This window comes from Pseudomonas sp. LF020, from assembly GCF_053456425.1.
The window spans coordinates 429,121-453,130 of record NZ_JBRFIX010000004.1 but is presented as its reverse complement, the minus strand read 5'-3'; the positions used below and the strand labels follow the sequence as shown (position 1 = coordinate 453,130).

Sequence of the window (24,010 nt, the reverse complement as noted above, 5' to 3'; positions counted from 1 at the left end):
CAAGACTTCACAGTGCGGTGAAATCGATTGCCTGATACAAATCGGCGCCAATGCCGGCAAAACTCAACAACGCCGGTAATTGTTCGGCAAAACCCTGGTAACCATGGTCGCCGCCGGCCTGAATGCGCAAGGCGCAGGCCCGGTAATACTGCTGGGCGAGGCGATAATCCAGTGTTTCATCGCCGGTCTGCAACCACACCTGATAACGCTGTGCATCCACGGGCGCCGGCACTTCCAGCTCGGCCAGGGCCGTCACATGGTCGTGGGTCAATTCCCAGGTTTCATCGGTATACAGGTTTTTCTGCGTGCCCAGGTAGCCGTCGAACATCCGGTGCGGGCTGACCGCCGGGTTGACCAGCAGGGCTTTCAAGCCGTGGCGCTCAGCCAGGTGAGTCGCATAGTAGCCGCCGAGGGAGCTTCCCACCAGCAACGGCCGGCCCAGCTCGGCAATCGCCTGCTGCAACTGACCGATGGCTTCACGCGGATGGTGGTGCAGCGCCGGGACACGCAATTGCTCGCTCAAACCCAGCCGCTCCATCACCGCGACCAGCTGACAGGCCTTTTTCGACGCCGGCGCGCTGTTGAAACCGTGGATATAGAGGATCGAACCGGACATTTGAGCTCCCTGAGTGTCGGCGAAAGATAGCGGAGTTTACAGGGAGAAAGCCCCTCACCCTAGCCCTCTCCCGGAGGGAGAGGGGACTGAATGGGGGATATTCAAGAGCTACACCGACTTGAGCGAGTTTCAGCGAATCCATAATCGACACATTCTTTCAGGTCGATGGATAACGCCAGACACCTCGGTCAGCTCCCTCTCCCTCCGGGAGAGGGCTGGGGTGAGGGGCTCTTGATCGAAATCAGTAACCTTCGGAGCCGTAATCGACGGTGAATTGGAAGTCGGTAACGCGCTCCACGCCTGTCTCCAGCCGCCCGTCCGGCAGCAGCCGCAACCAGCGATAGCCCGGTGCCTGCTCGCCGACCTTGAAGTCGTCACTGCCCGGCTCGAACTGAATGCAGGTCGAAGGCGAGGCCATCAGCCGTACGCCGTTGCGTTCGCGGTCGATTTCCTGATGCACATGCCCCCACAGCACTGCGCGGGCCTGGGGAAAACGATCGAGCACCTCGAAGAACGCTTCGGGGTTACGCAAACCGATCGGCTCCATCCATTGGCAATTAATCGACACCGGATGATGGTGGAAACACACCAGATGATGACGCTCCGGGGCTTCACTCAATGAACGCGCCAGCAGCTGCAGTTGATCGTCCTGCAGATAACCCGGCACAGAACCCGGCACCGCCGAGTCGAGCAGGGTCACACGCCAGTTGCCGATATCAACCACCGACTCCAGCAGTGCGCTTTGCACCGCGGCCTCAGCCATGATCAGTGGCTCATCGTGATTGCCGGGAATCCAGCGCGCCGGCGCATCGATCTGCGCACTCATCTGGCGAAACTGCTGGTACGACTCCAGCGTGCCGTCCTGGGATATATCACCGGTGGCGAGGATCAGATCGATCTGCGGCTGCTGCCCCAGCACCAACTCAATGACCTTTTGCAGGCTCTCGCGGGTGTTCATGCCCAGCAGCGTGCCGTCCGCCTCGGCGAACAGGTGACTGTCGGATAGCTGCACCAGCAACGCCGGATCGGCGGTGGTCAATGCGGATACGCTCGGCAAGGCGTTCTCCCAGGGCAAAAGCACGGAATCGGTTGAGTGCCGCAATTATGCTGGGGGATGACGCAAAGGGGAAACCGGCGAACCGGACGCAGTTCACAACTAGCGTACGACTTCGTACTCGTGCCCCAGGGCCAGACAATGGCTCAGCCATTCCCCCAGGAACAGATTGAGCTGGGCCTTTTCATCCGGCTGATGCATCGCGGCGTTCGGGTAAGGATAGATGCCGCGAAAGCGTCGTGCATGTTCGGCACTGATGACCTCGGCCATGCGCGCGTCGTGATAAACCTGCACTTCCAGTTGCGGTACCGGCAGCCACGGCAGACTGTGTTCCTGACGCACCTGCAACGTGGTGGTGTACGGGCAGGTCTGCAGCACTTCGAGGGCCAGCACGCCGAGCATCTGCTCGCCCTGGGTCACAGCGATCCGCCGCGCCTCGGGGTCGTTGCGCATGTCCGGCACCAGTCGCATCAGGCGCGCGTAGTTGGCCTCGCAGGCAGCTTGCAGCCCGGCGAGGTCGACTCGATAGCGATCGCGCAACTTGTTTACGACCATAACCCCCTCACTTCGGCGCGGTTCAGCGCCAGCCATTGCAAGGCGATGATGCTCGCCGCGTTGGCAATGCGTCCGTCACGGACGGCCTGCAAGGCATCTTCAAAGGCCCAGACCGTGACGCGGATGTCTTCTGCTTCTTCCTCCAGCCCATGCAGGCCGCCTACGCCTTCGGTGCTGCAGTGCCCCAGGTACAAATGCACGAATTCGTTGCTGCCGCCCGGCGACGGAAAATATTTGGTCATCGGCCACAGGGCCTTGATGTCCAGCCCAGCTTCCTCCTGCGCCTCGCGGTGAGCAACTTCTTCCGGCACTTCGGCCTTGTCGATCAGACCGGCGACCAGTTCAACCAGCCACGGGTTGTCGGTCTTGCCCATGGCACCGACGCGAAACTGCTCGAGCAGCACCACTTCATCGCGCTTTGGATCGTAAGGCAGCAGGCACACGGCATCGTGACGCACGAAGACTTCGCGGTTGATCTCGCGACTCATGCCGCCGGCGAACAGTTCATGGCGCAGGTGCAAACGGTCGAGCTTGTAGAAGCCCTCGTAGCAGCGCTCGCGCTTTACGACGTCGACGGTGGCCGGAGTGGCGTTGGCAAAATCTGTCATGAGCATCCTCTCTTGCTGCAAATCCAATACGAGGTTGCTTGTTGTGACTGGCGACCTCTACTTCGCGCCATCCTAACGCGCCCGCCATGATTGATGCAGCCCCTTTACCGTCAGCGGGATGGACGGTGGCGGCGAAACCCACTCTAATTAGCTTAGTGGCGAACTGACTGCTTCGGCGAGAGTCGAAGCGGATAACTTTTTGCCTTCCCCTGCTTCAGAAAGGACGCCCATGTCGCTTTTCAAAATTGCCTCCGTGGCCGCCATCGCCCTGACCCTGGGCGCCTGCGCCAACCTGTTCCAGCCCAACTACCGCACGCCGTTGGACACGACCCGCGATGCGTCGGAAACCCTGAAACCCGGCTGTTCCAACCCGGACTGCCCGCTGGTGAATATCGATACCGTGCACTTCGCGGCCGAGCCTGCGCTGGACGGCATTATCGAAAAACGTCTGCTGCAAATGACCCGCACCGAGCAGAACGCAGCGGTGGCGCCAACCCTGGCCGCCTATCGTGAGCAGTTCCTGCGTACCGCCGGCCCGCGCAACAGCAGCTATCTGCAGGCCAAGGTACGCGAGCAGCATGACGGCTTGGTGATCATCGAACTGTCGAGTTACCTCGACACCGGTGGCGCCCATGGCACGCCGGGTCGCGGTTTCATCAACTATTCGCGCCAGCAGCATAAAGTGCTGAACCTGTCGGACATGTTGCTGCCGGGTCAGGAAGAGGCGTTCTGGAAAGCGGCGCAAGTGGCGCATAACAGCTGGCTGATCAGCACCAAGCTCGATCAGGAAGCGGATTTCGTGAAGAGCTGGCCGTTCGTGAAAACCCCGAACGTGGCGCTGACCTACGGTGGGGTGATCCTCAAGTACGACGTGAGCACCATCGCGCCTTACGCGCTGGGCCACGTCGAACTGAAGATTCCTTACCCGCGTCTGAACGGCATTCTCAAGCCTGAGCTGTTTCCCGGCCGTAACTGAAGGCCCGGCCAAGCACCAACTGCAACAGCCCTGCCAGCACCAGTGCCGGCAGGGTCGCGCCGACATCCGGGTACAGATTCGCCAGCAAGTGGTAGGTGCTGATCCCGCCCAGCCACGCCAACAGCGCCGGCCAGCGCAACGCGGCCGAAACGATCTGGCCCCGGCGCTTGCGCAGGATGAAGTGATCCACCAGCACCACACCGAACAGCGGCGCGAACACCGAGCCGATCAGCAACAGGAAGTTCTGGTACTGCGCCAGTGGCGCCAATAGCGCGATCAGGGTGCAGAGCACACCGATGGCCAAGGCCAGATGCTCGACTTTCAAGCGCAACAGAATCCCGCTCGACACCGCTGCCGAATGAATGTCAGCAAAAGCGTTTTCCGACTCATCCAGCAGAATCAGCAACAGCGGAATCCCCAGACCGGCCCCGGCCAGTGCCAGCAGCAACGCATTGACCTCACCACTCGGCGCAAACGCCAGGGTGTAGGCCACACCGAGGCTCATCAACCAGAAATTGCCGATGAAGAAACCGATGGCGGTGCCGCCGAACACGTTCTTCGCACGCTTGCCGAAGCGCGAGTAATCGGCGATCAGCGGCAGCCACGACAACGGCATGGCGATGGCAATGTCGAAGCCCACGGCGAACGGCATCGAACCGTCCCCGGCACGCGCCCAGAGTGCCGCCAGATCAGCCTTGGCGAACAGATTCCAGGTCAGCCAGATGCACGCGGCGAGGATCAGCCAGATACCCCATTTACGCAGGATCTTGCGCACGAAGGTCAACGGCCCGCTGACCGCGAGCAGGGTCGCCAGCGCACCAAAGCACAAGGTCCACAGCATCGGGTTGGCCCACAGCGAGCCTTCGCTGAACGCGCGGGTACCGAGCAGGCTGGCGGCGTCGCGCATGACGATAATTTCGAACGAGCCCCAACCGATCAGTTGCAACAGGTTGAGCAGCGCCGGCAGGCTTGCGCCTTTGCTGCCGAGACTCAGTTTCAGCGCGGCCATCGACGACAGACCGGTGTCGCTGCCGATCACGCCAACGGCGGCCAACAGCAGCACGCCAACCAGCGTGCCGAGGAAAATCGCCAGCAGCGAACCGGAGAGGCCCAGACCGGGCGCGAGCAAGGCACCGGTCTGCAAGACCATCAGGCCGATGCCGAGGGAGAACCACAGGGAAAACAGATCGCGACCGCCGAATACTCGCTTGTCGGCGGGTACGGCGAGGTCAGGGGAATAAGTGCCGGGTTGAATGCTCAAGGGTGTTATCTCAGAGGGACATTTGTTGTTGTGTGTGATCGCACACCATGCCTGTGGCGAGGGAGCTTGCTCCCGCTGGTCTGCGCAGCAGACCCAAAACCGGCCAACGCGTTCTTTCAATCAGAACGCGTTGGCCGGATTTACGACTGCTTCGCAGCCGGGCGGGAGCAAGCTCCCTCGCCACAGAGGCTCCGGTCATCCCAGAGCCTTTCAGGTCAGATCAAACCTTCTTGTACAGCTGACTGCCTTCCTTCTTGAACCGCTCGGCCTGCTCCGCAAGGCCTTGGGCGACGTCCACGTCGACCGCGTCGATCCGCTGGTTGGCCGCGTATTCGCGGACTTCCTGGGTGATCTTCATCGAGCAGAATTTCGGTCCGCACATCGAGCAGAAGTGCGCGACTTTGGCCGAGTCCTTCGGCAGGGTTTCGTCGTGATACGAACGCGCGGTGTCCGGATCCAGACCGAGGTTGAACTGGTCTTCCCAACGGAATTCGAAACGCGCCTTGCTCAAGGCGTTGTCGCGAATCTGCGCGCCGGGATGCCCTTTGGCCAGGTCCGCTGCGTGGGCGGCGATCTTGTAGGTGATGATCCCGGTTTTCACGTCATCCTTGTTCGGCAAGCCGAGGTGCTCCTTCGGCGTCACGTAGCAGAGCATCGCGCAACCGAACCAGCCGATCATCGCCGCACCGATACCCGAGGTGATGTGGTCGTAGCCCGGCGCGATGTCGGTGGTCAGCGGGCCGAGGGTGTAGAACGGCGCCTCGTCGCAGCACTCCAGCTGCTTGTCCATGTTCTCTTTGATCAACTGCATAGGCACGTGGCCCGGGCCTTCGATCATGCACTGCACGTCGTGTTTCCAGGCAATCTTGGTCAGTTCGCCAAGGGTTTCCAGTTCGCCGAATTGCGCTTCGTCGTTGGCGTCGGCAATCGAGCCCGGACGCAGGCCGTCGCCCAGCGAGAAGCTGACGTCGTAGGCCTTCATGATTTCGCAGATTTCGTCGAAGTGGGTGTAGAGGAAGTTCTCTTTGTGGTGCGCCAGACACCACTTGGCCATGATCGAACCACCACGGGAAACGATGCCGGTCACGCGTTTGGCGGTCAACGGCACGTAGCGCAGCAGCACACCGGCGTGGATGGTGAAGTAGTCGACGCCCTGCTCGGCCTGCTCGATCAGCGTGTCGCGGAACAGCTCCCAGGTCAGGTCTTCAGCGACGCCGTTGACCTTCTCCAGCGCCTGATAGATCGGCACGGTACCGATCGGCACCGGCGAGTTGCGGATGATCCACTCGCGGGTTTCGTGAATGTGCTTGCCGGTGGACAAGTCCATCACGGTGTCCGAGCCCCAGCGAATGCCCCAGGTCAGTTTCGCCACTTCTTCTTCGATGGACGAACCCAGCGCGCTGTTGCCGATGTTGCCGTTGATCTTCACCAGGAAGTTACGGCCGATGATCATCGGTTCCAGTTCGACGTGGTTGATGTTGGCCGGAATGATCGCGCGGCCGCGGGCAATCTCTTCGCGGACGAACTCGGCGGTGATTTCTTTTGGAATGCTCGCGCCGAAGCTGTGGCCGGCGTGTTGCTGGGTCAACAGGCCGGCAGCACGGGCCTCTTGCAGCTTCATGTTTTCGCGGATGGCGACGTATTCCATCTCGGCGGTGATGATGCCTTTGCGCGCGTAGTGCATCTGGCTGACGTTGGCCCCGGCCTTGGCCCGGCGCGGGTTGTTGACGTGAGCGAAACGCAGTTTGGTCAGTTCAGGGTCGGCGAGGCGCTCCTGACCGAAGTTGGAACTCAGGCCTGGCAAACGCTCGGTGTCGCCACGGTCATCGATCCACGTCGAACGCACGTCGCCCAGCCCCTTGCGCACGTCGATCACCACGTTCGGATCGGTGTACGGGCCGGAGGTGTCGTAGACAGTGACCGGTGCGTTGATTTCGCCGCCGAAGTCGGTCGGCGTCACATCGAGGGTGATTTCGCGCATCGGCACGCGGATGTCCGGGCGCGAGCCCTGAACGTAGACTTTTTGCGAACGGGTGAACGGCTTGACCGATTGCTCGTCGACCTTGGCCGAGTCACTCAGGTTGATCGCGTTTTTTGCTTTTGTCGTCATCACGGGCTCTCCAGACAGCATCCAGGCAGTGGATTGTCGGAGCAGAACCTGAAAGGCACGGACGCACCAGGACTGGTGCTGTGCATCGTCGTCGAGCGTTCGATTGTCGAACAATTTCCCGGACGAAGCACAAGAGGACTCGCCGGGTGACGAGAAATCTTGTTCCCTACGCAGGCGCTAACCTGATCAGGTTCAACGGGATCCGAAATTATTCGATCTCAGCCTCATAGCAAGGCACCCCGACAAGAACCCGGCCAGTCTAGACACAACCGGCAAAGAACGCCAACACCGCGGCAAACACCATGATGAATGGCGCAATTAGCGGGACTTGCAGGATTGTTGCCGCACGATTGCGCAACTACACTCGCTGTGCCCTGCGCGCCTTGACGCTGCCGGGGCCGCGCCGTAGCCTTGGCGCGCACATTATTTCCGTAATATTTTTTGCTAGGGATCGCCTCATGCTGCGCAAACTTTCACTGGCTCTTGCCGTGTCTTGTGCGTCCAACGCAATGGCCTGGGCAGCAGAAGCGCCCTTGTCGACCAAGACCGATCTGGTCAGCGTCTATCAGGAAGCCGTCGACAACAACGCCGATCTGGCCGCCGCCCGCGCCCAGTACGGCGCCCAGAAAGAAGTGGTGCCGCAGGCCCGTTCCGGCTTGCTGCCGAACTTGTCTGGCGGCGCCGAAGTGGCGGATGTGCGCACCTCGATCGACCAGCCTTCGGCCATTGCCAATCGCAGCGCGCATTCCTATCAGGCGACCCTCGCCCAGCCCTTGTTCCGCGCTGACCGCTGGTTCCAGTACCAGGCTGCCAAGGACGTCAACGAACAAGCCGCGCTGCAACTCTCGGCCACCGAGCAGAATCTGATTCTGCAATCGGCCGAAAGCTACTTCAACGTGCTGCGCAGTCAGGACAACCTGGCCTCGACCAAGGCTGAAGAAGCCGCGTTCAAGCGTCAGCTCGACCAGTCCAACGAGCGCTTCGACGTCGGCCTGTCGGACAAGACCGACGTCCTGCAATCACAAGCCAGTTACGACACCGCGCGCGCCAACCGTATCGTTGCGCAGCGTCAGGTCGACGATGCGTTCGAAGCGCTGATCACCCTGACCAACCGTCAGTACAACTCGATTCAGGGCATCGTCCACACGCTGCCGATCCTGCCGCCGGTACCGAACGATGCCAAGGCCTGGGTCGACACCGCGGGCAAACAGAACCTCAATCTGCTGGCGAGCAACTTTGCGGTCAGTTCCGCCGAACAGACCCTCAAGCAGCGCAAGGCCGGCCACTTGCCGACCCTCGATGCCGTGGCCAAATACGAAAAGGGTGACAACGACGCCCTCGGCTTTGCCAACCCGAACGCCTTCGGTACGCCGTACAGTGGCAACGTCGATCAACGTACCCTGGCGCTGCAACTGAATATTCCGATCTACAGCGGCGGGCTGACCAGTTCGCAAGTGCGCCAGTCCTATGCGCAACTGGATCAGAGCGAGCAACAGCGCGAATCCCTGCGCCGGCAAGTGGTGGAAAACACCCGCAACCTGCACCGCGCGGTGAACACCGATGTCGAGCAGGTGCAGGCGCGCCGCCAGTCGATCATCTCCAACCAGAGCGCGGTGGAAGCCACGGAAATCGGCTATCAGGTGGGGACGCGCAACATCGTCGACGTGCTCGACGCCCAGCGTCAGCTGTACACCTCGGTGCGCAACTACAACAACACCCGTTACGACTACATCCTCGACAACCTGCGCCTGAAGCAGGCGGCGGGAACGTTGAATCCGGGTGACCTGGAAGATCTGCGGCGTTATCTGAAAGCCGACTACAACCCGGACAAGGATTTCCTGCCGCCGGATCTGGCCAAGGCAGCCGAAGCACAGCTCAAGGCACGCCCGTAAACAGCAAACAAGATACCTGTGGCGAGGGAGCTTGCTCCCGCTCGGCTGCGCAGCAGTCGTAAACTTGGCAACTCGATGTATCGGGGCCTGGGGCAGCTGCGCTGCCCAACGGGAGCAAGCTCCCTCGCCACAGAGGTTGAGTGCAAATCAGCGAATCAACTTGCCCAGCCCATCCAGCAACCGCTGCAACGCCCCCTGATTACGCCGCATCACCGCCAGCCCCGCCTCGGCCATGCGCTGGGCATCGCGAGGCAATTCGAACAAGCGCTGCACTTCCACCGCCAGCCCTTCGGCATCATCCACTTCGGCCAGCGCGCCGGCTTCGCGCAACTGCGCGGCGATGTCGAGGAAGTTGAACAGGTGCGGGCCGCTGAGTACCGGTTTGGCCAGGGCCGCCGGCTCCAACAGATTGTGCCCGCCGTTGGGCACCAGGCTGCCGCCGACGAAAGCACTGTCAGCCAGCGCATAGAGAAATAGCAGCTCGCCCATGGTGTCGCCGAGCAGCACTGAAGTGTCCGCTTCGACGTTGGCACCGGTGGAACGGCGCACCGTGGCAAAGCCTTCACGCTGGCACAACTCGAACACCGAGTTGAAGCGCTCGGGATGGCGCGGCACCAGGATCAGCAACGCATTCGGGTAGTTCGCCAACAGCCGGCGATGGGCGTCGAGCACCACTTCGTCTTCGCCTTCGTGGGTACTCGCAGCGATCCACACTGGGCGCTCCAGCGCCTGCCATTGGCCGCGCAACTCATGGGCGCGCTGCAGCAGTTGCGGGTCGATGGTCAGGTCGAACTTGATCGAGCCAGTGACCTCGACCGTCTGCGGACGCGCGCCGAGATCGCGGAAGCGCTGGGCTTCAGCCTCGGTCTGCACCGCAAAAAAACTCATCTCGGCGAGCATCGGCGCGGTCAGTTTGCTGAAGCGGCCATAACCTCTGGCGGAACGCTCGGACAGTCGGCCGTTTGCCAGCGCAACAGGAATACCGCGCTTGGCGCACTGGTGAATGTGGTTGGGCCACAGTTCGGTTTCCATGATCACGGCGAGTTTCGGTTTGGCGTGATCCAGAAAACGCGCTGCTGCGCACGGCAAGTCATAGGGCAGATAACAATGCTGGATGCGCGGCTCATTGGCGAACAGTGCCTGAATCCGTTCCGAACCGGTCGGGGTCATGCAAGTCACGGTGATCGGCAGCTGTGGATAACGTTGCAGCAAGGCGCGAATCATCGGCGCAGCAGCAATGCTTTCGCCAACCGACACCGCGTGCACCCAGATCCCGCCGGGCTGCAGTGACGGCATCCCGCAGGAAAAGCGCTCGCCAATCCGTTTGGCATATGCCGGGGCCTTGCGCGAGCGCAGCCACAGCCGAATCGCCACCAATGGCAGCCCCAGGTAAAACAGCGCGGTGTAGAGAGTTCTATTCATGGCGGCGGAGTTTATCGACTTTTGTCGCCAATCGCCCGCAAGTGCACGGCAAAACGTTCCGCCAGCCAGCGCGCCGCCGGCCCCAAAGGCTCATCCCGACGCCAGACCAGTTCCACCACCAGCGCCGGCGGGGTCCATTCGCTGTCCAGTTCGACCATCAACCCCTGATAGGCCGAGTACTGCACCACATGCCGGGGCAGCCAGGCCCAGCCCAGATCCCGCACCAGCCATTCGGCCATCACGTAGAAGCTGTCAGCGCGCCACACCTGCGGACTGGCCGCTTCGTTACCGGGATAGACGCTGGTTTGCGTCGACATCAACAGTTGTCGGTGTTGCGCCAGTTGCTGGCAGGTGACGTAGGACTGCGTCGCCAGCGGATGATTGATCCCGCAGACGGTGACCATTTCCACCCGGCCCAATACCCGACGCTCCAGCGCTTCGGGAATTTCATCGTGATAGAACAGCAGGCCGAGATCGGCGCGACGCTCCACCAGTTTGCGTGCGACTTCACCCTGGGCGGCGCTGGTCAGTTGCACTTCGAGGCTGGGAAACTGCCCGGCCAGCGCGTCGAAGCTTTCCACCAGTGCCTGATACGGCATCGCCTCATCCTGAGCCACCCGAAGCTGCGCCTCCTGGCCGCGCATCATCGCCATTGCCCGACCATTGAGGCGCTCACATTGGCGCAACACCTCCCGCGCCTCTTCGAGCAGCGCTTCACCGGCTTCGGTGAGCCGGGGCTGGCGACCACTGCTACGCTCGAACAGGCTGACGCCCAGATCATCCTCCAGCATGGCAATGGCGCTACTGATCGCCGACTGCGCCTTGCGTTGCTGGCGCGCCACAGCAGAAAACGAACGCTGTTCGGCGACGCTGACAAAAGCGCGCAGTTGTTCCAGATTCCACTGGGTGTTCATGCTGCAACCCATCTTCAAAACAGATAGGTAATGACTTTACCGCATCTGACGAGCGACTAGAATGCCGCCTCAGCAAGCAACGTTTTACATGAGGATCTACACATGAACGCCTACGCCTTTCTGGCTATCGCCATCTGCGCCGAAGTGATCGCCACGGTTTCGATGAAAGCGGTCAAAGGCCTGAGTACGCCGCTGCCGCTGATTCTGGTGATCGTCGGCTACGGCATCGCGTTCTGGATGCTGACCCTGGTGGTGCGCACGGTGCCGGTCGGCGTGGCGTACGCCGTGTGGGCGGGCATGGGCATCGTGATGGTCAGTGTCGCGGCGCTGTTCATTTATGGCCAGAAGCTGGATGTGCCGGCGATGCTCGGCATGGCGCTGATCGTGCTCGGCGTGGTGGTCATCCAGCTGTTCTCGAAAACCGCAGGGCACTGAAGAAAAAGATCGCAGCCTACGGCAGCTCCTACATTGGAATGTATATCCCTGTAGGAGCTGCCGCAGGCTGCGATCTTTTTTCGCCTCTGAGCTCCGATCCCCGAGTCTGTATACTGCGCCCTCGTCTTGAACACTGAGGTCGTTGCATGCCATCCGTTATTTCCACCGACGTTCTGATTGTCGGCGCTGGTGTCGCCGGCCTCTGGCTGAACGCGCGTCTGCGCCGCCAGGGTTTTTCGACCGTACTGGTGGAAAACGCCAGCCTCGGCGGCGGGCAGAGTGTGAAGTCCCAGGGCATCATCCATGGCGGCGCCAAATATGCGTTGCACGGTGCGCTGACCGGCGCCTCGGAAGCCATCGCCGACATGCCGCGCCGCTGGCGTGAAGCGCTGGCCGGCAACGGCGAACTGGACCTGTCCGGCGTACGCCTGTTGTCCGAAGCGCATTACCTGTGGTCGCCCGGCACCCTCGCCGGCAACCTCACCAGTTTCTTCGCCAGCAAGGCCGTGCGTGGCCGCGTCGATCAGGTCAAGGGCGATCAACTGCCGCCGGCCCTGCAAGACAAGCGCTTCAAGGGCAAGGTCTACCGCCTCGCCGAACTGGTGGTCGACGTGCCGAGCCTGATCCAGCGCCTGGCCGATCTGGCCGGTGACGGTCTGCTCGCCGGGCAAACCATCGAGCCGCTGCTGGAAGCGGGCGTGCTGGTCGGCCTGAGAGTCGACGGCCGCGAGATTCGCGCCCAGCGCATCGTTCTCAGTGCCGGTGCCGGCACTGCCCGGTTGCTGGAAGACCTGGGCCTGACTCATCCGCAAATGCAACGTCGGCCCCTGCACATGATCATCGCCAAAGGCCCCAGCCTGAAGCCGCTGTACGCCCACTGCCTGGGCGGCGGCACCAAGCCGCGCATTACCGTCACCACTCACCCGGCCGCCGACGGCAACTGGGTCTGGTATCTGGGCGGTGACATTGCCGAAAGCGACGGCGTGGCCCGCGAGCCAGCCGAGCAGATCGCCACCGCGCAGAAAGAACTCGGCCAGTTGCTGCCATGGATCGACCTGAGCCAGGTGCAATGGGCGACCTTGCGCGTGGATCGCGCCGAGCCGCTGCAAACCGGCCTGAGCCGGCCGGACAACGCCTTTCTCGCCGAGGAGGGTCGCCTGCTGGTCGGCTGGCCGACCAAACTGGCACTGGCGCCGGACTTCGCCGACCGGGTCATCGCTGCGCTGGAGCGCGACGGCATCCAGCCACAACCGACCGAACCACTGCCGGCATTGCCCAAACCACCGATGGGCGTACCGGCCTGGGAGCAACTGTTGCCATGAGCGTAGCGACCCTGCACGAACTGCATCGCCCCTTGGGCAGCACTGGCCTGATGGTTTCACCGCTGGGCCTGGGCACGGTCAAACTTGGCCGCGACCAAGGGGTGAAATACCCCAACGGTTTCCAGATTCCCGATGACGATGCCGCGCGCATGCTGCTCAGACAGGCACGCGAACTGGGCATTAACCTGATCGACACCGCCCCGGCCTACGGTCGCAGCGAAGAACGCCTCGGCCCGTTGCTGCGCGGCCAGCGACAGGACTGGGTGATCGTCAGCAAGGTCGGTGAAGAGTTTGCCGACGGCCTGTCGCGCCATGACTTCAGTGCGGCGCATACGCGGATGTCGGTGGAGCGCAGTCTGCAACGTCTTGAAACCGATTTTATCGATCTGGTGCTGGTGCACTCCGACGGCAACGACCTGGCGATTCTCAATGACAGCGAAGTCTATGCAACCCTCGCGGCGCTGAAGACCGAGGGCAAGATTCGCGGTTTCGGCTTCTCCGGCAAAACGGTCGAGGGCGGACTCAAGGCGCTGGAGCAAGGGGACTGCGCGATGGTCACCTACAATCTGAACGAACAGAACGAGAAGGCAGTCATTGACTATGCTGCTGCCCACGGCAAAGCCATTCTGGTGAAAAAAGCCCTGGCCAGCGGCCATGTATGCCTGAGTCCGGGCGTGGATCCGGTGCGCGCCAGCTTCGAGTTGTTGTTCCAGCAGCCCGGCGTGGCCAGTGCTATTGTCGGGACGATCAATCCGCTGCACCTCGCCCATAACGTTGCGACCGTTGCCCAGGTCCTTCGTGGTCACTGACGCCGCCCCGCGGCCTTAAGCAGGAGCCGACATGCCGCGCACGCTCATCAGAAAGAACCCGAGCAACTTCAAGACGCTGCCGCTGTTCGTCGAAGCCACGCCCGAAGGCCTGACCTACCAGAGCGTCGGCATGCCGCTGAATTTCGCCCAGACCCTGCAGCGGCGCAAACCTGTAAGTGTGGCGGATGCCGAGCGCTTTGCGGTGGAGCTGGCCAACCTTGGGGTCTCGGTGCGCCTGACCCTGCAGTGGCAGAATCGCGATTACTGGGTGCTGGTGCGCCAGCGTCGGCAGGATCGTGGAGACGTCGTGCTCAAGCTGATTTCCGGCTACGTACCTGCTCAAGAACTGAACATCCCGCTGCACACGGCGATTCAGGAAATTGCCGAAGAGTGTCTGCTGGAAACCCCGGAAGGCTGGCTCGGCGGACGCTTCAACGACACCTGGCTACCCGCGCCCTACTCCGCCGCCCTGCATTATCGCGAGGCCCTGCCGTTTCGCCTGACGCCGCAGTCCGGTTCCGCGCGGCCGGTGCGCTGCGCCAATCTGCAATTGCTCGAACGGCCACGGGCCTATGTGCACCTGCCCACCGCATCGCTGCAACTGATCTACGACTTGCGCCTGGAAGTGCCCAAGGAAGCCAAATCCCTGAGTCTGTTTCACGTCGATGAACGTCTGGAAGGTGATCAACTGGTGGCGCGACTGGACCGCAAACGCCCCGATCTGTACCTGATGCCATTGCAGGACGGCGAACCGCTGGCCGAGCTGTATACCTTGAAGAAAGGTCAGCTGTCTCCGGCAGGCACGCGCGGCCTGTATCTGGCCGAAAGTTTTGCCAGACAGGACGGCTGGCTGGTGCGCGAGGAGCGGATTCGCTGGAAGGACTGGTTACGCCAGCAGGGTCTGAACCCGCCGGAGAAACCTACTGGACTGGCGCGGTTGCGCGGCAAGGCGAAGCAACTGCTGAAGAAGATCGTACCGCGCAAGAAAGTCAGTTCCTGAAACGCAAAAGATCGCCGCCTGCGGCAGCTCCTGCACTGGAATGCATTCCAATGTAGGAGCTGCCGCAGGCGGCGATCTTTTGGCTTTATTGACCGCGGATTTTTTCCACGATCGCAGTGGTCGAGCTGTTTTCCACCAGACCGAGCACCTTCACCGTGCCGCCGTATGCCTTGACGATATCGGCACCAACAACCTGATCGATACCGTAATCACCGCCCTTGACCAGTACGTCCGGCTTGACCTCGCGCAGCAGGTTTTCCGGGGTGCCTTCCGGGAAACTGATCACCCAGTCCACCGCACCGAGGCCGGCGAGAACCGCCATGCGTCGGTCGACACTGTTGATCGGACGTCCCGGCCCCTTCAGGCGGCTGACCGAGGCGTCATCATTGATCGCCACGATCAGACGGTCGCCCTGGGCGCGTGCCTGCTCAAGGTAGGTCACGTGCCCGGCATGCAGAATGTCGAAGCAGCCGTTGGTGAAGACGATGCGCTCGTTGTGCGCGCGAGCATCGGCGACCGCCAGTACCAGTTGCTCCAGACCCAGGACACCACGCTCTGAACCCTCTTCGCGCTGGATCGCACGGCGCAGTTCCGGAGCGCTGATCGCTGCAGTACCGAGCTTGCCGACCACGATGCCCGCCGCCAGATTGGCCAGCGCCACCGCGTGCGGCAGTTCTTCACCGGCAGCGATCGCCGCCGCCAGGGTGGAAATCACCGTGTCGCCGGCACCGGTCACGTCGAACACTTCACGGGCACGGGCCGGCAAATGCAGCGCCGGATGCTCCGGACGCAGCAGGGTCATGCCGTGTTCACCACGGGTGACCAGCAACGCGCCGAGTTCGAGATCGTGCATCAAGGTCGCGCCCTTGCTCACCAACTCGTGCTCATCGGCGCAACCGCCGACGATGGCTTCGAATTCGCTGAGGTTCGGCGTGATCAGACTGGCGCCACGGTAGATCGAAAAATCCTTGCCCTTGGGATCGGCCAGCACCGGAATGCCTTTGGCCCGGGCCGCCTGAATCAGCGCCTGATGGTTTTTCAGCGCGCCTTTGCCGTAGTCGGACAGCACCAGCACCTTGATCCCTTCGAGCAGATCATCGACCTGCGAGGCCAGGGCCAGCGCATCGGTGGCAAACGGTTCTTCGAAGTCGATACGCAGCAATTGCTGGTGCCGGCTCATGACCCGCAGCTTGACGATGGTCGGCTGATGCGCAATGCGCTGGAACAGCGCGCGCACGCCCGCGCCCTTGAGACTGTTGCTCAGGCTGTCGGCGGCTTCGTCATCACCGGTCACACCGACCAGCGACGCCGGCGCACCCAGCGCGGCAATGTTCAAGGCAACGTTGGCAGCACCGCCCGGGCGGTCTTCGATTTGCTCGACTTTTACGACCGGAACCGGTGCCTCAGGGGAAATCCGTGAGGTTCCACCATGCCAGTAACGGTCGAGCATGACATCGCCGACCACCAAGACTGGGGCTTGATCGAATCGCGGCATGGACAACTTCATGGAGCAACCCACATACAAAATGAACAGGGGCGCGATATTAACACAGGGTTGGCGCAGGCTTGCGTGCAGCCTGCAACAGGATGAAACAGTCCGTAACTTTGATCATTTTTTGAGCACCAGTGCCGCCAGTTGTCCACAGCATTCGGACAATTTCAGCGCCTCGGTGTCGATCCGCCACTCGGCTGCCAATGGTGCTTCGTAGGGGCTGTCCACGCCGGTAAAGTGCTTGATCCGACCTTCCCTTACGGCCTGATACAAGCCTTTCGGATCACGCCGGGCGCAGACTTCCAGCGAAGTACTGACGTGCACTTCAATGAAATCACCTTGGGTAAACAGCCTGCGCGCAGCGTCGCGTTCGGCGCGGAACGGCGAAATGGCCGCAACGATCACAATCAGCCCGGCGTCGACCATCAACCGTGCCACCTCGGCCATGCGCCGGATGTTTTCCCGGCGGCAGATGTCGCTCATGCCCAGGTCGCGACACAGGCCATTGCGCACATTGTCGCCATCGAGCAGAAAGGTGTGCAGACCCGACGCATGCAGGTGCAGTTCGAGGGCATTGGCCAGGGTTGACTTGCCGGCGCCGGAAAACCCGGTCAACCACAGGCAACGCGGGCGTTGCGCCTTGAGCGCGGCCCGGGCCTGGTGCGAAAGCGCCAGACCGTAAGGCCGAATGGCGAGCGTCTGTAGCGGCAGTGACAGGGACTCATTCATAACCGAGCAACTCGTAATCACGCTGATAAACCCGACGCACCAGACGCCGGGTGCGCACCGAACAGAACTCGCGCGCCGGCGCCGATTGCCGTTCCCGCGAGCCGTTGACGTGAGGTAACTCGCCAGTCAGCCCCAACTGTTCGCAAACCAGACGAAAATCCCGCGTCAGGTGCTCCTGATAACCGATGAAGTCCAGCGCCAGATGCCCCAGCGAGTCCGTCAGAAAGTCGGTCTGCGCGGCAAAGTGCAATTGCCGGGCAATCGTTTCCGGATGCAGCCAGCGCGCGACAAAATCGTCGAAATCGCGGTACTGCCGCACCAGCCGTTGCGCCGGATGGTCACGGGCGCTCAACTCGTTGCCACGCAAAAAGGCGTAGGCCGAATAGGCACGTTCCAGCGGGTCGCGAACAAAAGCGAACTTGAAGGCGTTGGCGAACTGCTCGGGAAACTGCTCTTCATACCAGTACAACGGCAAGTGCCCGGGACGCCAGCCGTCGAACAGTGCCGTGCAAACGCTGCTGCCGGCGCATTTCGGGACATGGATAAACAGGCAGGAGCGCTGCTGGAAGGGCTGGGGAAACGTCAGGTTGGCTGACATCGACTTGTTCACCACCTGCCGATCGACTACTGACAGGCGCCCGAGCAGAAAGGCCCGCTGTGGCTTGGGCAGCAGTTTCCAGAGATAGCGTTGCAGCATGAAAGCACCCGCGCGACGGGGATGGCCCCCTCGATGAAAGTCAGAGTTCGTTGAGGAACCTTAACAAGCGCGATGCCCGGATTTATTCCGGTTTGGTCAAGAAGGGTAAAGGTCTGGATACAAACGACTGTGGGAGCGAGCAGGCTCGCTCCCACAGGGCAGGGCCTGGAATCAGGCGATATTTTCGGCCGGGGCATCCAGGCCCATGGCGTTGAGGCGCGCGTAGTAACCATTTTGCGCCAGCAACTGGTCGTGGGTGCCGCGCTCGACGATACGCCCCTGATCCATGACCAGAATCAGATCGGCCTTCTCGATGGTCGACAGACGGTGAGCGATCACCAGCGTGGTACGCCCCTTCATCACCTGATCCAGTGCCGCCTGAATGTGCCGTTCGGATTCGGTGTCGAGTGCCGAGGTGGCCTCGTCGAGAATCAGCAGCGGCGCATTCTTCAGCAGCGCACGGGCAATCGCCAGACGCTGGCGCTGGCCACCGGAAAGCAATACGCCGTTCTCGCCGACCTGAGTGTCCAGGCCTTGCGGCAGTTGCGAAATGAAGTCCATCGCGTAGGCATCACGCGCGGCTTTTTCAATGTCTTCACGCGGCGCACCGGCCAGATCGCCATAAGCGATGTTGTTGGCCACGGTATCGCTGAACAGGGTGACGTGTTGGGTCACCTGAGCGATGTGACGACGCAGGTTGAGCAGTTTGTACTGTTCGACTTCCACATCGTCGATGAGGATTTCGCCCTTGTCGTGGTGATAGAAACGCGGAATCAGGTTGGCCAGCGTCGACTTGCCGCTGCCCGAACGCCCGACCAGTGCGACCATCTGCCCCGGCTGGACCGAGAAGCTGATGTCGTCGAGTACCTGACGTTCGGTGCCAGGGTAGGTGAAGCTGAGGTTGCGCACGTCCAGACGGCCACTCACCGCATCGCGCTCGACGGTGCCGGTATCGACTTCCGGCTCGACGTCCAGTTGCTCGAAAATGCTCTCGGCACCGGCCACGCCTTTCTGAATGGTCGAGCTGACTTCGGACAATTGACGGATCGGCTTGGGCAGCAGGCCCGCCAGCGTGATGTAGGCGACCATGTCACCGGCCGAGGCGTCACCGCGCAGGTACAGCACCAGGAACATCAGCACGGCCATGGCGGTGTAGATCACCAGTTGCAGCATCGGCGTGTAGATCGCACCCGTGCGAGTCATGCGCAGTTGCTTGTCGGTGTTGCCCTGGCTGGCATCGAGGAAGCGCTTCTCTTCATAGGCCTCGCCACCGAAGCTGCGCACCACGCGATAACCCTGGATGGTTTCCGAGGCGACATGCGTGACATCGCCCATCGCCAGCTGGATCTTCTTGCTCTGCTTGCGGAATTTCTTGCTGGCGGTGCGCACCATTACGGCGATCAGCGGCAGGATCGCCACCATCACCAGGGTCAGCTTCCAGTTCATGAACAGCAACGAGGCAAACAGGAAGATCACCGTCATGCCTTCACGGATTACGACCTTGATCGCATCTGTTGCCGCCCCCGTGACCATGGTCACGTTGAAGGTGATACGCGAAATCAGATGACCGGAGTTATGCTTGTCGAAATAGCGGTTAGGCAGTACCAGCAGGTTGTTGAACAACTGCACGCGCAAGTCATGCACCAGCCCGAGGGAAACCTTGGCCAGGAAGTAGTTGCCCAGATAGGAGCCCAGCCCCTGCCACGCGGCGATCAGAATGATCAGCAACGGTACGGCCTGCAGCAGTTGCAGGTCGCGCAGGTACGGCACGGAGGGAAACAGCACCGCTTCAGGGTTGGACAGGCCATCGACAAAGTACTTGAGGATGTAGCCGAGCATTGGCTGAGTCGAGGCAAAAATCAGAAAGCCGACGATGCTGATCAGGAACAGACTGATGTACGGCCGGACATAGCCGAGCAGGCGGAAGTAGATTTTCAAGCTCGATGGGCTTGCGGCGGGACTGGAATCGGTCATATCACGCGAAAGTCGATAAAAAGGACGCTGACTTTAGCACAGCTTCTTCAGGGTTCTGGCAATCGGCGAAAGGCTGTTATTGTTATGCACCTCTTCTGCATCAAATAGCCATCACTCGAATGGTCGATCAACCTCAGGAATGAATCTCACAGCATGCAACTTCGCGGCTTCAGCAGTACGTCCAATCGGATTTTCGATTTCATTAGCCTGTGGATTCTTCCCACCGGTTATTTCCTGCTCCTGTGCGCGCTGTTCTTCTTGCCGGGTCGAAGTCTGCATCACAAGTTGTTCTATGGCCTGTTCAGCATTCCGACACTGATCGCCCTGTGCCTGCGCCCACGCGAACTCAAGGAGCTGCTGCGCGAGCCGATTTTCATCGCGGCCCTGCTGTTCGCCGCCTGGGCGTTGCTCAGCCTCGCCTGGGGGCCGGGCGGTGAGCCGCTCGGTGGAATGTTCAAGCCGCCACTGCATACCTTGCTGCTGTTTGCCGGCTGCTACCTGCTGGTACGCTACCGCAGCGACATCCTGCAACCTTTGCTGTTCGGCGCCGCATTGGTCGCGCTGATTGCTACCGGCGTTTTCCTGTTCATGTTCGCCCGGGTTTATGAGCCGGGGATGCGCCTGATCGGCGGCGGCGCCTTCGACAATCCGCTGCTCAGCTCGCACCTGTTCGGGTTCTTCAGTGCCTACTGGCTGAGCGTGACCATGACCTGCAAGCGTCGCCAGATGATGTGGCTCAGCGTGCCGGCGATGGCAATCATGTTCATGGCCGTGATCGGCACCGGTTCCCGGACACCGCTGGTGGCACTGACCATGGCTGCGATATGGCTGTGCTTCATTTGCTGGAACCGGCGCTCGGTGGGGTTACTGATCGCGCTGTCTCTGAGCGGCGTAACAGTCATTGCCCTGTTTTCGCAGATGATCACCGAACGTGGCGACTCCTATCGCCTGGAAATCTGGCAGAAGGTACTGCACATGATTGCCGATCATCCATGGATCGGTCATGGCTACAGCGCCACCCTTGCCGTGGACCCCGGTAATGGCGTCAGTTTTCAGGAACCGCACAGCTTTATCCTGGGCGTGCTGTATTACGTCGGCATCATCGGCTTGCTGCCCTGGTTGTTCTTCCTGCTGTGGGGCCTGCTGAGCAGTTGGCGCCAGCGTGTGCAGCCACTGCTGATCATCGCCTCGACCTGGCTGGTATTCGGTATCGGGGCCGGGCTGACCGAGGGCGGCGGAATCATCTCGCGGCCCAAGGAGCACTGGTTCCTGTTGTGGATCCCGCTGGCACTGATCGCAGCGTTGAGCATCAATCAACGCGCGCGGCGTCTGTTGGCCCAGCCGGTGCAAAAGCTGGCGACCGCTGACCTGGAGCACATGAGCAGCGCGGCCCAGATCATTGAAGAAGACGGCCTCGGCCCGAAAGTCTTGCGCCTGACCGACGGCAGCTTCCTCAAGCTGTTCCGCCGTCGCCGCTGGTACACCTCCGGCAGCTTCAATCCCTACTCCGAACGTTTCGCGGTCAACAGCGAACAGCTGCGCCAGATGGGCATTCCGACCCCGCAAATATTGAATCTTTACCGTCTGGACGATGGCAGCAGCGCCGTGCATTACGCACCGCTACCGGGGCACACGCTGCGTCAGGTGCTGCAAAGCATTACTGCCCCGGCAGTGCGCCAGGCGCTGGTGGAGCGTTTCGGCAAATTCATGGCGCAACTGCACGAGAAAGGCGTTTATTTCCGCTCGCTGCACCTGGGTAACGTACTGGTACTGGAAGACGGCGAGTTCGGCTTGATCGATCTCGCCGACCTGCGCATCTACCCTACCCCGCTCAGTCTTTCCCTGCGCCAACGCAATTTGCGTCATATGCAACGTTACACTGTCGACAAACGTTGGCTGTTCGAGGATCACCTCGATGCGTTGCTCCAGGGATACGCCGTGACGGCGTCCAAATCCGCGGTTGAAAATCTGCACAGGCAAGTGCTGGCCGGCAACGCCCCGGCCCGGGTTCAATGATGAACGAAACCAATCCTCTATTTGCACTGGCCGCCTATCTGCTGGCCATCGTGACTTCGGCCCTGCTGTTGCGCGCGGTACCGAAAATAGCCCGGTATCTGCAGCACTCCGGTGAAAGCCGCTATGCCAGCATCGACGGCCTGCGCGGCTATCTGGCGTTTGGCGTATTCGTGCACCACTCGATCATCACCTGGATTTTCCTGCGCACCGGTGTGATCGACTTCCCCCCGAGCAATTTCTATTCGATGCTCGGTCAGGGCAGCGTGGCGCTGTTCTTCATGATCACCGGATTTCTGTTCTGGAGCCGCTTGCTCGCGCAAGGCCGCAACCACGACTGGCTGGCGTTCGGCGTATCACGGGTTTTCCGCCTGTATCCGCTGTACCTGCCGTTGATGGTGCTGGTGTTCGTGTCGGTCTTCCACTTGCAGGACTGGCAACTGAAAGAACCCGGTCTGGAACTGTTCAAGCAGGTTCTCGCCTGGCTGACGTTCGACCGGCCGGACATCAACCAGTACCGTCACTCCGGCATGCTGATATCCAACGTCACGTGGACGCTGGCCTATGAGGTGTTTTTCTATCTGGCGCTGCCACTCGCCGGACTGGTGTTCATCTACCGCGGCAGCTGGTTGCAGGTGGTGCTGTGCCTGATCGGCATCTACGCGCTGTACCAGGTCATCGGCTGGGAGCATTCACTGAAAAAACACTTTCTGGCGAGTTTCCTCGGTGGCATCGCTGCCGCCTACTGGATTCGCCGACCGGCGCTCGTGGCGTGGAGCCAGTCGCGTCTGGCGAGCATCATCGCCGTGCTCGCGCTGGTGATTGCATTCACCGCGTTCAGTCGGGCATTCAAGACTGCACCGCTGTTTCTGCTGGGACTGTTTTTCGTGATCGTGGCGTCCGGCAATAATCTGTTCGGCGCGCTGAAACCACGCAGTATTCGCTGGCTCGGCGAGATCAGCTACAGCACCTACCTACTGCACGGTTTCGTGCTGTGGCTGATGGTGCAACGGCTGCCGCTGCTGCTGGATATCGATGCGCGGGAAACGGCGGTGTACCTGCCCCTGGTGGCCGTCTGCACGTGCTTGCTGATTCTGATCAGCAGCGCGACGTTTCTCTATATCGAGCAGCCGGGCATGGCTGCCGGCAAGAAGGTTGTGCATTGGCTGCGCCAGCGTCAGAAGGGCGAAAAGCGCCTGCCGGAGAAGGTCGCTCGCTGAGCGCGAGCGACTGTCGGCTCAGTCCTTTTCCAGTGGGGAAAAGAGCAAACGCCCCAGTCCGCGCCAGGTCTTCTTGTTCCAGGCCTTGAACGGGATCTGCGCCAGCAGCTCCCTTGCCAGCTTGCGATTGCGGTTGGCGGTCTTGAGGAACATCGAGTTCAGCGCCTTGAAGCGCACTTCGTCGTACAGCGGATGATCGCTGAACAGCGCATAGGTGCGCAGGATGTTCTCGATCATGAAGCGATGGTTCTTGTACGAGTTGGTGGCGTGTTTGCGGTAGCGCGCCATCACCACATTCAAACCGTCGATGAAGTAGCCAGCACGGGTCACCTTCAGTTCGATGTACAGGTCTTCAAGACGAATCGTCGGATCGAACCCTCCCACCTTCTCCAGCGCCTCGCGACGAATCATCAGCGTCGGCGCCGGCGGATACGGCTTGCGCTCGAGGAACATGTCGTCGAAATCCAGACGACGGAACGGCACGTCGCGGCGCTGACGCTTCTCTGGATAAAGACTGCCGTCGGCGTGCATCAGCTCGATATTGCCGGCGCAGATCCCGACTTCAGGCTTGCCGTCCATGTATGCCACCTGGGTGGCAATACGTTCGGGATACATGATGTCGTCGGAGCCGAACGGCACAATCAGGCTGCCCTTCGAACGGGCGATAGCGCCGTTGAGGGTATTGGTCAGGCCCTGATTCTGCTGCACACGGAAATCGAAGCCGTACTGCGCCTGCAGCGCGTTGATGCGCTCGACGCTGTCGTCCTTCGAACCGTCATCGACCACCAGCAACTCGATGTTCTTGTAGCTCTGGTTGAGGACGCTGAGGATGCTTTCCTCGATGTACGGGCCGTGGTTGTACGAGGCGATGATGACGGTGACGAGGGCGTTGGCTTCGCTCATGGCTTGTT

The 24,010-nt window shown here is 61.2% G+C and carries 21 protein-coding genes and 1 riboswitch; of the genes, 8 read left to right on the top strand and 13 right to left on the bottom strand.

From position 1 onward, the window contains the following. Positions 1-7 precede the first annotated feature (7 nt). The 4 genes from ACU680_RS12585 to ACU680_RS12570 all read right to left on the bottom strand — a co-directional run bounded on the left by ACU680_RS12585 (position 8) and on the right by ACU680_RS12570 (position 2,833). Complete coding sequence (locus ACU680_RS12585) at positions 8-616, bottom strand: YqiA/YcfP family alpha/beta fold hydrolase (RefSeq protein ID WP_367082781.1); 609 nt, start codon at positions 614-616, stop codon at positions 8-10. A gap of 241 nt (positions 617-857) precedes the next feature. Beyond that, positions 858-1,673, bottom strand: coding sequence for a 3',5'-cyclic-AMP phosphodiesterase (cpdA, locus tag ACU680_RS12580; RefSeq protein ID WP_448179590.1), 816 nt, complete (start codon positions 1,671-1,673; stop codon positions 858-860). A 99-nt stretch (positions 1,674-1,772) separates the two neighbouring features. Then, on the bottom strand, positions 1,773-2,225 hold the full coding sequence (locus tag ACU680_RS12575; protein ID WP_007967395.1) for a DUF1249 domain-containing protein: 453 nt from the start codon (positions 2,223-2,225) through the stop codon (positions 1,773-1,775). Next, positions 2,216-2,833, bottom strand: coding sequence for an NUDIX domain-containing protein (locus tag ACU680_RS12570; RefSeq protein WP_027611392.1), 618 nt, complete (start codon positions 2,831-2,833; stop codon positions 2,216-2,218). The genes ACU680_RS12575 and ACU680_RS12570 overlap by 10 nt, the downstream gene beginning before the upstream one ends. A gap of 229 nt (positions 2,834-3,062) precedes the next feature. Here ACU680_RS12570 and ACU680_RS12565 point away from each other — a divergent pair, with 229 nt between their 5' ends. Continuing rightward, positions 3,063-3,809, top strand: coding sequence for an RsiV family protein (locus tag ACU680_RS12565; protein ID WP_448179589.1), 747 nt, complete (start codon positions 3,063-3,065; stop codon positions 3,807-3,809). On the opposite strand, the gene cytX is transcribed toward ACU680_RS12565, so the two are convergent. Together cytX and thiC are read right to left on the bottom strand one after the other, a co-directional pair. Continuing rightward, a complete protein-coding gene (gene cytX / locus ACU680_RS12560; RefSeq protein WP_448179588.1) occupies positions 3,778-5,070 on the bottom strand; it encodes a putative hydroxymethylpyrimidine transporter CytX in 1,293 nt (430 codons plus the stop codon). The genes ACU680_RS12565 and cytX overlap by 32 nt on opposite strands. Before the next feature lie 220 nt (positions 5,071-5,290). Beyond that, on the bottom strand, positions 5,291-7,180 hold the full coding sequence (thiC, locus tag ACU680_RS12555) for a phosphomethylpyrimidine synthase ThiC (RefSeq protein ID WP_448179587.1): 1,890 nt from the start codon (positions 7,178-7,180) through the stop codon (positions 5,291-5,293). A gap of 146 nt (positions 7,181-7,326) precedes the next feature. Then, positions 7,327-7,432: riboswitch (TPP riboswitch) on the bottom strand. 206 nt (positions 7,433-7,638) lie between these two features. On the opposite strand from thiC, the gene ACU680_RS12550 reads away from it, so the two are divergent. Beyond that, positions 7,639-9,072 carry a TolC family outer membrane protein gene (locus ACU680_RS12550; protein ID WP_448179586.1) on the top strand — a complete coding sequence of 478 codons (1,434 nt, stop codon included), beginning with the start codon at positions 7,639-7,641 and terminating at the stop codon, positions 9,070-9,072. A 147-nt stretch (positions 9,073-9,219) separates the two neighbouring features. Here the strand turns inward: ACU680_RS12550 and waaA are convergent, their stop codons facing one another. Together waaA and ACU680_RS12540 are read right to left on the bottom strand one after the other, a co-directional pair. Further along, positions 9,220-10,494, bottom strand: a complete 1,275-nt coding sequence (waaA, locus tag ACU680_RS12545) for a lipid IV(A) 3-deoxy-D-manno-octulosonic acid transferase (protein WP_448179585.1) — start codon at positions 10,492-10,494, stop codon at positions 9,220-9,222. An 11-nt stretch (positions 10,495-10,505) separates the two neighbouring features. Next, positions 10,506-11,408 (bottom strand): LysR family transcriptional regulator, encoded by a 903-nt coding sequence (locus ACU680_RS12540; protein ID WP_448179584.1) that lies wholly within the window; start codon positions 11,406-11,408, stop codon positions 10,506-10,508. A 102-nt stretch (positions 11,409-11,510) separates the two neighbouring features. Here ACU680_RS12540 and ACU680_RS12535 point away from each other — a divergent pair, with 102 nt between their 5' ends. The 4 genes from ACU680_RS12535 to ACU680_RS12520 all read left to right on the top strand — a co-directional run bounded on the left by ACU680_RS12535 (position 11,511) and on the right by ACU680_RS12520 (position 14,974). Continuing rightward, positions 11,511-11,843: a DMT family transporter gene (locus ACU680_RS12535; protein ID WP_003221050.1), complete on the top strand. Its 333-nt coding sequence runs from the start codon at positions 11,511-11,513 to the stop codon at positions 11,841-11,843. Between the two features lie 146 nt (positions 11,844-11,989). After that, positions 11,990-13,165 carry an NAD(P)/FAD-dependent oxidoreductase gene (locus tag ACU680_RS12530; protein WP_448179583.1) on the top strand — a complete coding sequence of 392 codons (1,176 nt, stop codon included), beginning with the start codon at positions 11,990-11,992 and terminating at the stop codon, positions 13,163-13,165. After that, positions 13,162-13,974, top strand: coding sequence for an aldo/keto reductase (locus tag ACU680_RS12525; RefSeq protein ID WP_448179582.1), 813 nt, complete (start codon positions 13,162-13,164; stop codon positions 13,972-13,974). The genes ACU680_RS12530 and ACU680_RS12525 overlap by 4 nt, the downstream gene beginning before the upstream one ends. A 31-nt stretch (positions 13,975-14,005) precedes the next feature. Continuing rightward, positions 14,006-14,974, top strand: a complete 969-nt coding sequence (locus ACU680_RS12520) for a hypothetical protein (protein WP_007967378.1) — start codon at positions 14,006-14,008, stop codon at positions 14,972-14,974. An 85-nt stretch (positions 14,975-15,059) separates the two neighbouring features. On the opposite strand, the gene hldE is transcribed toward ACU680_RS12520, so the two are convergent. The 4 genes from hldE to msbA form a co-directional block, all read right to left on the bottom strand. Continuing rightward, on the bottom strand, positions 15,060-16,481 hold the full coding sequence (hldE, locus tag ACU680_RS12515) for a bifunctional D-glycero-beta-D-manno-heptose-7-phosphate kinase/D-glycero-beta-D-manno-heptose 1-phosphate adenylyltransferase HldE (protein WP_007967376.1): 1,422 nt from the start codon (positions 16,479-16,481) through the stop codon (positions 15,060-15,062). Positions 16,482-16,583: 102 nt separating this feature from the next. Further along, positions 16,584-17,195, bottom strand: coding sequence for an adenylyl-sulfate kinase (gene cysC / locus ACU680_RS12510; RefSeq protein WP_448179581.1), 612 nt, complete (start codon positions 17,193-17,195; stop codon positions 16,584-16,586). Continuing rightward, entirely contained in the window at positions 17,188-17,892 is a 705-nt protein-coding gene (locus ACU680_RS12505; RefSeq protein ID WP_448179580.1) for a sulfotransferase family 2 domain-containing protein, read from the bottom strand. Before ACU680_RS12505 ends, cysC begins: the two co-directional genes overlap by 8 nt. Positions 17,893-18,063: 171 nt before the next feature. Next, positions 18,064-19,866: a lipid A export permease/ATP-binding protein MsbA gene (gene msbA / locus ACU680_RS12500; RefSeq protein WP_007967369.1), complete on the bottom strand. Its 1,803-nt coding sequence runs from the start codon at positions 19,864-19,866 to the stop codon at positions 18,064-18,066. Positions 19,867-20,019: 153 nt separating this feature from the next. Here msbA and ACU680_RS12495 point away from each other — a divergent pair, with 153 nt between their 5' ends. Beyond that, the gene (locus ACU680_RS12495; protein WP_448179579.1) at positions 20,020-21,882 is read left to right on the top strand and encodes an O-antigen ligase family protein; all 1,863 of its coding nucleotides are present in this window, start codon (positions 20,020-20,022) and stop codon (positions 21,880-21,882) included. Continuing rightward, positions 21,882-23,099, top strand: coding sequence for an acyltransferase family protein (locus ACU680_RS12490; RefSeq protein ID WP_367082762.1), 1,218 nt, complete (start codon positions 21,882-21,884; stop codon positions 23,097-23,099). Before ACU680_RS12495 ends, ACU680_RS12490 begins: the two co-directional genes overlap by 1 nt. 18 nt (positions 23,100-23,117) lie before the next feature. Here ACU680_RS12490 and ACU680_RS12485 read toward each other — a convergent pair whose 3' ends face one another. Continuing rightward, positions 23,118-24,002, bottom strand: coding sequence for a glycosyltransferase (locus ACU680_RS12485; protein WP_424798764.1), 885 nt, complete (start codon positions 24,000-24,002; stop codon positions 23,118-23,120). Between the last annotated feature and the right edge of the window lie 8 nt (positions 24,003-24,010).